Origin of the sequence: Mitsuaria sp. WAJ17, assembly GCF_014174515.1 — a bacterium.
GTDB lineage: Bacteria > Pseudomonadota > Gammaproteobacteria > Burkholderiales > Burkholderiaceae_C > Roseateles_B.
Genome location: NZ_JACJUG010000039.1, coordinates 25,071 through 33,118 on the forward strand (window position 1 = coordinate 25,071; position 8,048 = coordinate 33,118).

Consider the following 8,048-nt stretch of genomic DNA (forward strand, 5'->3'; position numbering starts at 1 on the left):
GCGATGCCACGCATTCAGGCCAATCGAGACCAGGTGGATGACCGCTTCAGCGTGCTGGGCTTCACCATCCGCACGGAGAGTCCCTTGTTCGAAGTGGCCGTGGCCACCGACCCCGCCCTGTTCCGTGCGGACGCTCGCGGCCGGCGTGGCCGGCGCAACTTCTACTCCAGCCGCGCACAGGGTGTGCTGCGCGCGCGCCGCGGTGAGGCTGTCTACCTGCTGCCCCAGGACGTGCTGGCCAACTTCGTGGGCCAGCCCAAGCTCTACTTCGGCCTGGCCACCTACAAGGACGGCACGCCGCAGCAGCCCGACTTCGTGCAGCTGCCACAGAGCGGGAATATGTACGTCTCGCTCAGCGGCCTGAGCGAGCGCGGCCTGCGCAGGGCCGTAGGCACCTTCAACGGCAGTTCCTACGGCCAGGCGGCGGCCGGCCGGGACCCCAGCCTCGAATGGGGCGGCGACAGCAGCGCGCCCCGCCCCGCCACCACCGCAAGCACCGCCCCTCCCGCCGCAGCCCCGAGCGCAGCACGCCCGCCCGCCACGAACGGCGCTGCCGCCCCCGCCGGCGGCGGCACGCCGGTCGCTGCCGGCCTGGACTATGACGATGGCTTCGGCCCCTTCCCCGCCGCCCAGGCAGACGAGGGTGTGCAGGCCTACCGCCAAAAGGACACGGGCGAGCAGCCCGCGAGCCAGTCCCCGGACACGCAGGCCATGGACATCCCCCTGGACCCCGGCGCCGGCGGCCGCTCCATCGGCCTGGATGCGCTGCAGGCCGGCGACATCATCGTCAGCACCACGCGGGCCTGGGTCTCTCGCGCGATCCGCCTGGGCACGCTGTCGCCAGTCAGCCATGTGATGCTGTACCTGGGCGGCGGCCGCGTCATCGAGGCCGTGGGCTCCGGCGTGCGCGAGGTGGCGCTGGATGGCGCGATCAGCGACGCCATCCTGGCCGTGGCCTACCGTGTACCCAACCTCACGGCCGCCCAGCGCGACCGCGTATTGCGCGAGGCCCGCCAGTTCAAGGATCAGCCCTACAACTACCCCGGCATCGTGCAGCGGGGCGTGGCCATCGTGGCGCCGGTGACGGGCGCCGTGGTCGATGCCATCAGCCGCCTGCTGAGCGTGCCGCGCCAGCAGGCCCATGCCGTCTACTGCTCGCAGCTGGTGCTGGAGGCCTACCAGCGCGCCGGCATCACGCTGCTGAGCAGCCCGCCCTCGCAGAGCACGCCCGAGGCAGTGGCCCGCTTCGCGCAGGGCCGCCTGGGCTATGTGGGCCATCTGAAGGCGGAGGACGTGCCCTTCGGCATCCAGTTCGCGCTCGACGAGGATGGCCCCGACGCCGGTGCACCGTACGCCGCGCAGAAGCCAGAACAGGGCGTCCAGCCCCAGGGCTGGGTTGAGCCCCAGGAGGTGCTGCTCAAGGCCTACAACGGCACCCTGGGCGACCAGATCCGCCTCTTCGCCGACACCGTGCGCTGGATCGCCGGCGTGGATGACACCCATGCCCTGCCCCACAGCGCCATCTGCCAGGTGCTCTGCTACAACGGCGAGCGCATGATTGGCAAGGCCACCGCCTTCTTCATCGCGCAGCGCCTGCTGCTGACCAATGCGCATGTGGTGAACGGCTGCACCAAGCTCGTCGTCATCCCCGGCAAGATGGGTGACGGCCCCGGAACCGAGCCCTTCGGCCGCTTCGAGACCACCACCTGGCGCGCCCACCCCAGCTACACCCGCAGCAGCCGCGACTTCGACTTCGCCGTCGTGCTCGCCCCGCGCAATGCGCCGGGCGGATTCCTCTCACCCGTCGAGGAACTGACCCAGAGCCGGCCCGAGGGCGTGGCCGTCTGCGGCTACTCGGCCCGCTCGCGCCGCGACGATCCCGTGGGCACCATCGTCAACGCGGTGCTCAACCCGGACAAGCAGCATGTGCACCGCGGCTATGTGCGCGAGATCACCGACGAGGTCATGCACTACGACGTGCAGGAGCTGGCCGGCTCCAGCGGCTCGCCGGTCTACTGGATCGAGGGCGGCGCCTTCCCACGGGTGCATGTCGTGGGCGTCAATGCCGGCCCGCGCGACAGCACCACCAACTCGGGCGTGCGCCTCACCCGCGCCAAAGTGCAGTGGATCCGCGACCGCGCCCGTGACATGGGCGTCAGCGTCAGCTTCGGGATGGAGGGCAGCGAGGGCGGCGAGGAGCCCAACCGCCTCAGCGAAGGTCAGTCCGCCGAGGCCCTGATCATCGACAGCGACGACGTCACCCGCCTGCAACGCCACCTGCCCGCCTGGCGTGATCTCTACACCTGGACGGCGCCCGCCAGCCTCACCGCCCCGCTGGCCGCGCGCAATATGCGCATCCAGCGCTTCGCCGACGCCCACGGCGCGCTGAACCTGGACCGCTACGAGGTGCGCATCAGCCGCCTGCCCACGGGCGCCACGCCGGAGTCCCTGCTGGCCGAGATCCGCAAGAACATCAACAACTACGTCGATACCCGCAACTCGGAGTTCATCCCCTACGACGCCAGCGACGCCACGCTGTGGAGTTCCAACAGCCCCTTCGGCGCCGTGCTGAAGATCGACATCGTCGGCCCCGACAACGCCAGCGTGGTCTGCAGCCTGGCCGAGGCGCGACGTTGGCGCTTCACCACCATCCATGCGCCCTGGTCCGGCGACCATCCAGTCAGCGGGCATCGCGAGTTCGGCATCCGGCCTGACGGCGAGGGCTTCATCTTCTTCACCCGCGCCTCCGACCGAGCCACCGACGGCATCGCCGAGACCGTGGTCTGGGCCGGCGCCAACCACCTGTGGCAGAGCCTGCAGCGCAAGGTGACGGACTACGTCAACAGCCACGGCGGCACCGCCAGCATCCTGCCGCATTTCAGCGAGCGCTTCCATCCGCGCGTGGCGGCCATCCTGGCTCAGGAGGTGATCGAGGCACAGAGCCTCGCCGCCAACGAGCCGGCGGCCACGGCCCCGCCCCAGCGTGAACTCCACCTGGCCCCACCGCCGGCCCCGCAGATGCAGCAGCCGCTGGGCTGGGACGAGGCCCAGGCCGTGCCGGCCGCGGCCGTGGAGATCGCCAGCGCCATCGCTGGCGCCGCCATGGAGCGCATCAGCAGTAACCAGGGCGACATCAACGTGGAGCTGGACCAGCTGCGCGGCCTCAAGCATCCCAATGACCAGGCCCCGGCCAATCCCGCGCCCTTCCAGGATGCACCGGTGATCCGCCTGACCGGCTGGCCCAAGGTCAGCAACTACCTGGGCGACGAGACCTCCGCCGGCTTCGAGATCCGCTGGCAGTTCAATGGCCGCTCCCTGGGCAATGTGCAGATCAGTCTCTCGCGCACCAACGACGCCGTGGGCTGGGGCCTGCAGGTCCATGCCCGCATCATGGACGACGCCATCGTCTACCCGCGCCAGTCGCCCAGCTTCGCGGCCATCCGCGTGCGCTTCGACTACCGCTTCACCCGGGTCGTGGGCTCGGACGTGCTGGCCCACCAGGAGGTCCACCTCTTCGGCAACGGCCGCCACAACATCAGCGGCGAGTGGACGCAGTCCAGCACCTTCAGCCTCGCTGTGGAGGAGGAGGATCCGCGCCTGCTGCAGGCCCAGATGCCGGCGCAGGAACTCAGCGATGCCCTGGCCTTCGCCGCCCGCACGGCGGCACCCACGACGCCTTCGCAGACCCTGCGCAACGCCCTGGGCGCGGCCAGCGGTGTGCGCAAGACCCTGCTGGAGGTCGCTGCCCGCGAACTGGGCGTGCGCGAAGAGCCCAATCCGCGCGCCAGCGAGGCCGGCCAGGACCCGACGATCAATTCCGACGTCGAAGGTCGCATCGTCATGTACCTGCAGGAATGCGGGGTGGGCGCCGCTCAGGGCCAGGCCAACCCGGCCTACTGCGCCGCCTTCGCGACCACCATGCTGCGCCAGGCTGGCTACCGCGGCGTCAACGGCAGCGCCAGCGCCTCGCGCCTGCGCCAGCAGTTCGAGAGCGCAGGCAAGTTTCAGCTGCTTGATGCCAGCCGGCCCTATGACCCGGCCCGCGACTACCGCGCCCAGCCTGGCGACCTCTACTTCAAGGGTGCCCACGGCCACGAGACGCATGTGGGCATCGTGGTGGCCGTGGAGGACAACGGCACCCTGCACACCATCGAGGGCAACACCTGGGGCTCGGGCGGCCCGGCGCAGTCCGGTGTGATGGAACGCACCATCCGGCCCAGCCATGGTCAGCAGCGTGCCGCCATCGCCGGTTTCGGCGTGCTGAGCTGAAGCGCCCGCCACAGGACCCATTCCCCCCATGGCCATGGACACGCATCCGCAGTTCGCCAGCGCACCGGCACCCACGGTCGGGTTCGACGAGGGTGTGCAGGCCCTGGGCGGCATGCCGGGCATGCTGCCAGGGCTGGGGGGCAATGCCGTGCCCGCCCCGAGGCAAGCCCTGACCCCCGGTCCGGCGCCCGCATCGCCCTCGCCCCCGCCCAAACCGCCTGCCACCGAAACGCTGGCGCAGCGCACCGGCAACCTGATCAACGAGGTCGATTTCCCCGGCTTCGTGGCCCAGCTGGTCAACGGCACCTTCGATGCCATCGTCGATGCCTCCATCCGCCAGATGGAGAGCTATGCCGAGCTGGTGGCTGCCGTGGCCAAGACCACCGAGCAGTTCACCGAGGAGAACGTCAGCACCAACCAGGCCCGGGACTGGGTGGCGCAACAGTACGGCGCCGATGTCGCCGTGCTCCTGCCCCGCGGCAGCGACGACCAGCTGCGCCAGCCCATGCTGGTGCCGCGCGGCGAAGGCCACAGCCCGGCCTGGCTGGCCAACTACGGCGTGGGCGACCAGGAACTCAGCAGCGAACTACTGGAGAGCGTGGTCCTGCCCCAGGCGCGCGCCCAGCTGGGCCGCGAGCGCCAGCAGCTGCTGGCCACGCTGGTTATGATGGGCCTGAACCGCGTGGCGGTGAAGGACGGCTCCATCAGCGCCAAGGTCATGTTCCGCGCCGTGGCCAACGACAAGGCCACCGTGCAGTACGCCCAAGGCCAGGACCCCGGCTCGGCCTCGAGCAGCAACTGGGGCAGCCGCGGATCGCTGGCAGCGTCCTCCGGCGTATCGACCATGGTCAGCACGCTCAACCTCAATGCCCAGAGCGACACCAGCCTCAGCGCCACCATGTTCGGCGAAGTCAAGCTGAACTTCGTCTCCGAGACCCTGCCCCTGGACAAGATGGCCGACGCGATGAAGCTGGCCATGGTCCAGCGCCATGCCGCGCTGGGCCCGCGCGCGGCAGCGCCTCTGCCTGCCGCCACGCCCGTAGCGCCCGCCATGCCGGCCGCCCCGACTGAACCCGGGAGGAGCTGATGCTGCGCGCCCTCTCCACCGTGATCGACGAGCTGCAGACCGCCATGGCACCCCTGCTGCATGAGGCCTTCGCCCCCGCCGGCACCGCCCGCATCCGCCTGGCCGAGGCGCAGTTCGACCTGCCCCTGGACCTGGCCCTGGTCTTCGCTGACGGCGGCCCCTGCCTGCTGGCCGAGCTGCCGCGCTCCAGCAGCGACGGCCACTGGCATGTGGACCGCTCGCGCCTGCGCTTCGTGCTGCGTGCCGAGCTGGAAGAGGAGGTGTCCCCGTGAGCGGCAGGGATGACACCCCCCAGGTCAGCCAGCTGTCCGGCGTGGGCGACCTGGGCGTGCCCTTCGACGTCTTCATCCAGGCGCTGACCCTGCAGTTGGACAAGGCCCAGGCCGCCATGGCGCTCAAGGCCCGCGTGGGCAAACTGCCGCTGACCTTTGCCGTGAAGGACGTGCAGCTGGATCTGCGCGCCTTCGTGCGCATGGTCGAGGACGACGTCTGGGTGCGCCCCGCCGGCCCGGGCGAGGCCGAGGCCAGCAGCATCAAGCTCGCGCTGACCACGGTCACCAAGCCCATGATCGACGAGAACGCCGTCAGCTATGAAGCCCACGACGCCAAGCTGGACCTGAAGGAAGCGCTGGGCGAGCGCATCAGCACCGAGGAGCAGCGGCAGCTGGAGCGCATCGGCGTGCACACCATCCAGCAGCTGCAGGAGCTGAAGAAGTCCGCCGGGGCCGATGTGGTCGCGCGCCTGGCCCGCATGCCGGTGAACCGCCTTCAGCAGGCCATGATGGCCGCCACAGCGCCGCGGGTGCAGCGGGTGGACAGCGCACCCGCCGTCGGCGACGAGGGCGGTTCCCGCTCGCGCGTCACCCTCAGCACGCCTTCACTCAAGAGCGGGCGGCTGCCCCAGGTGCGGGTCAATGGCCAGCGGCTGCCTGTGCGCCAGGCCGAGGCCATGGCGCTGGAGCTGAGCGTGGACCCCGAGCACATGGGCCAGGAAGCCGAGATCGACTTCGGCGACGGCGAGACCGCCCGCCTGCGCCTCAGCGCCGGTGCCATGGGCAGCTGGCACGAAGCCGAGGCCACAGCCAAGGAGCAGCCATGATGGCCCTGCCCCCCGACTGGCCCAGCCAGCTGCCGCGCCGACTGCTGCTCACCCTGCGCCTGGGCGAGATGCCCGAGCATGTGCCGGCCTGGCGCGCCTGCCAGCGCCATGGCGTGCCCTTTGGCGAACACCTGGACGGCGGGCCCATCGACCGCCTGCTGTCCCACTTCGGCGGCGGCATGCGCCTGGCCCGCGTGCACAGCGCGCGCACCCCGCGTGAGCAGGCGCCCCAGCGCGCCGGTGCCCGGCGCTTCGACGACATCGAGCAGCTCAGCGGCGTGGCCCGCGTGCTGCGCATCGAGCTGCAGCAGGGCGATCGCCTGCCCGAGCTGATGACGGCGCTGGCCCAGCTGCCCACGGTGGAGCATGCGCGGCCCGAACGCCTGGTGGACATGGGGCTGGACGGCAGCGCCGTGCATCCCGCGCCCCTGCCCGCCGCCCTGCCCCAGGCGGCCATGGTGGACATGCAGGAAGCCTGGGCCGCCCGCGACCTGATCCGCCTGCCCGAGGCCCTGGCCTACGCGCCCGGCGACCCGACCGTGATCATGGGCCTGGCCGACACCGGCGTGGTCATGGACCATCCCGCCCTGCACCGCGCCCTGCGCCCGGGTTTCGACACCGTGGACCTGCAGGCCAGCAGCGGTGGCCCCGAGCTGGTGGGCGACGACGCTGGCGCGGACGCCGACCCGCAGGACGAAGTCGGTCACGGCACGGGCTGCGCCGGCATCGTCTGCGCCGACAGCCCCGAGCTGCCGCCGGGTGCGGCGGGCCGGTGCCAGGTCTTGCCTGCCCGCGTGCTGGGTGCCGCGCTGAAGGGCCAGCGGCGCGTGGGCATCGGCTCCGTGGCCAATATCGATGCGGGCATGAAGCGCCTGATCGACCTGGGCGTGAAGGTCATCAATATGAGCTTCGGCACCGCCTCCTCGCAGTTGGGGCCGGACGAGCCGCCGCCGCACAGTGAGGTGGTGCGCTACGCCCTGGCGCGCGGCGTGATCCTGGTGGCGGCCAGCGGCAATTCCGGCCTCACCGAGCCCTTCTACCCGGCCGCGCTCCCGGGCGTGATCGCCGTCGGCGCAGTGGACCTGCAGGGCAAGCCCGCCCGCTTCTCCACCCGCGGCGATCACGTGGCGCTCAGCGCGCCCGGGCAAGGCATCTGGACCTGCGGCCTGAACGGATGGCAGCGCGCCAACGGCACCAGCTTCGCGGCGCCCTTCGTGTCCGCCGTCTGCGCACTCATGGCAGCGCGGGCCGAAGCAAGGGCCTGCCCCATCGACCCCGAGATGACCCGCCAGCTGCTCATGCAGAGCAGCCGGCCCCATGCCCAGGCCGGCGAGTCCGGCATGGGCCGCGGCGTGCTTGACGCCCTGGCCGCCCTGCGCGCCCTGGACGACTGGCTGGACCGCAATGACGGCCTGCAGGCCGATGACTGAGCAACAGCGTGACCGAGTGACAAGGAGCCCCCATGGCCAGCGAAAAGCCCAAGAAGACAGCGCAGCGCAAGGCGGCCCCACCGGTCGCTGCAGCGCCGCGCGCCCCCCGCAAGAAGACGAGCGCTGCCGCGGCGGCGCCGCCGCCCCCCACCCGCAAGGCCCG

5 protein-coding genes are annotated in these 8,048 nt (G+C 71.3%); all 5 read left to right on the plus strand.

The annotated features are described in order from the left end of the window. Positions 1-3: 3 nt before the first annotated feature. Genes H5407_RS21545 through H5407_RS21565 form a run of 5 tightly spaced genes read left to right on the plus strand, consistent with a single transcriptional unit; the run spans position 4 to position 7,885 of the window. Entirely contained in the window at positions 4-4,269 is a 4,266-nt protein-coding gene (locus H5407_RS21545) for a trypsin-like peptidase domain-containing protein (RefSeq protein ID WP_183106558.1), read from the plus strand. A gap of 28 nt (positions 4,270-4,297) precedes the next feature. Then, complete coding sequence (locus H5407_RS21550) at positions 4,298-5,356, plus strand: hypothetical protein (protein WP_220800737.1); 1,059 nt, start codon at positions 4,298-4,300, stop codon at positions 5,354-5,356. Further along, the gene (locus H5407_RS21555) at positions 5,356-5,628 is read left to right on the plus strand and encodes a hypothetical protein (RefSeq protein WP_183106559.1); all 273 of its coding nucleotides are present in this window, start codon (positions 5,356-5,358) and stop codon (positions 5,626-5,628) included. The genes H5407_RS21550 and H5407_RS21555 overlap by 1 nt, the downstream gene beginning before the upstream one ends. Continuing rightward, complete coding sequence (locus tag H5407_RS21560) at positions 5,625-6,455, plus strand: hypothetical protein (RefSeq protein WP_220800738.1); 831 nt, start codon at positions 5,625-5,627, stop codon at positions 6,453-6,455. The genes H5407_RS21555 and H5407_RS21560 overlap by 4 nt, the downstream gene beginning before the upstream one ends. Continuing rightward, positions 6,452-7,885, plus strand: a complete 1,434-nt coding sequence (locus tag H5407_RS21565) for a S8 family serine peptidase (protein WP_220800739.1) — start codon at positions 6,452-6,454, stop codon at positions 7,883-7,885. Before H5407_RS21560 ends, H5407_RS21565 begins: the two co-directional genes overlap by 4 nt. Positions 7,886-8,048 lie beyond the last annotated feature (163 nt).

What these genes read in the sequence shown, in the direction of transcription:
- H5407_RS21545 (WP_183106558.1), top strand. Translation starts at nt 4, where the DNA reads ATGCCACGCATTCAGGCCAATCGAGACCAGGTGGATGACCGCTTCAGC.
- H5407_RS21550 (WP_220800737.1), top strand. Translation starts at nt 4,298, where the DNA reads ATGGCCATGGACACGCATCCGCAGTTCGCCAGCGCACCGGCACCCACG.
- H5407_RS21555 (WP_183106559.1), top strand. Translation starts at nt 5,356, where the DNA reads ATGCTGCGCGCCCTCTCCACCGTGATCGACGAGCTGCAGACCGCCATG.
- H5407_RS21565 (WP_220800739.1), top strand. Translation starts at nt 6,452, where the DNA reads ATGATGGCCCTGCCCCCCGACTGGCCCAGCCAGCTGCCGCGCCGACTG.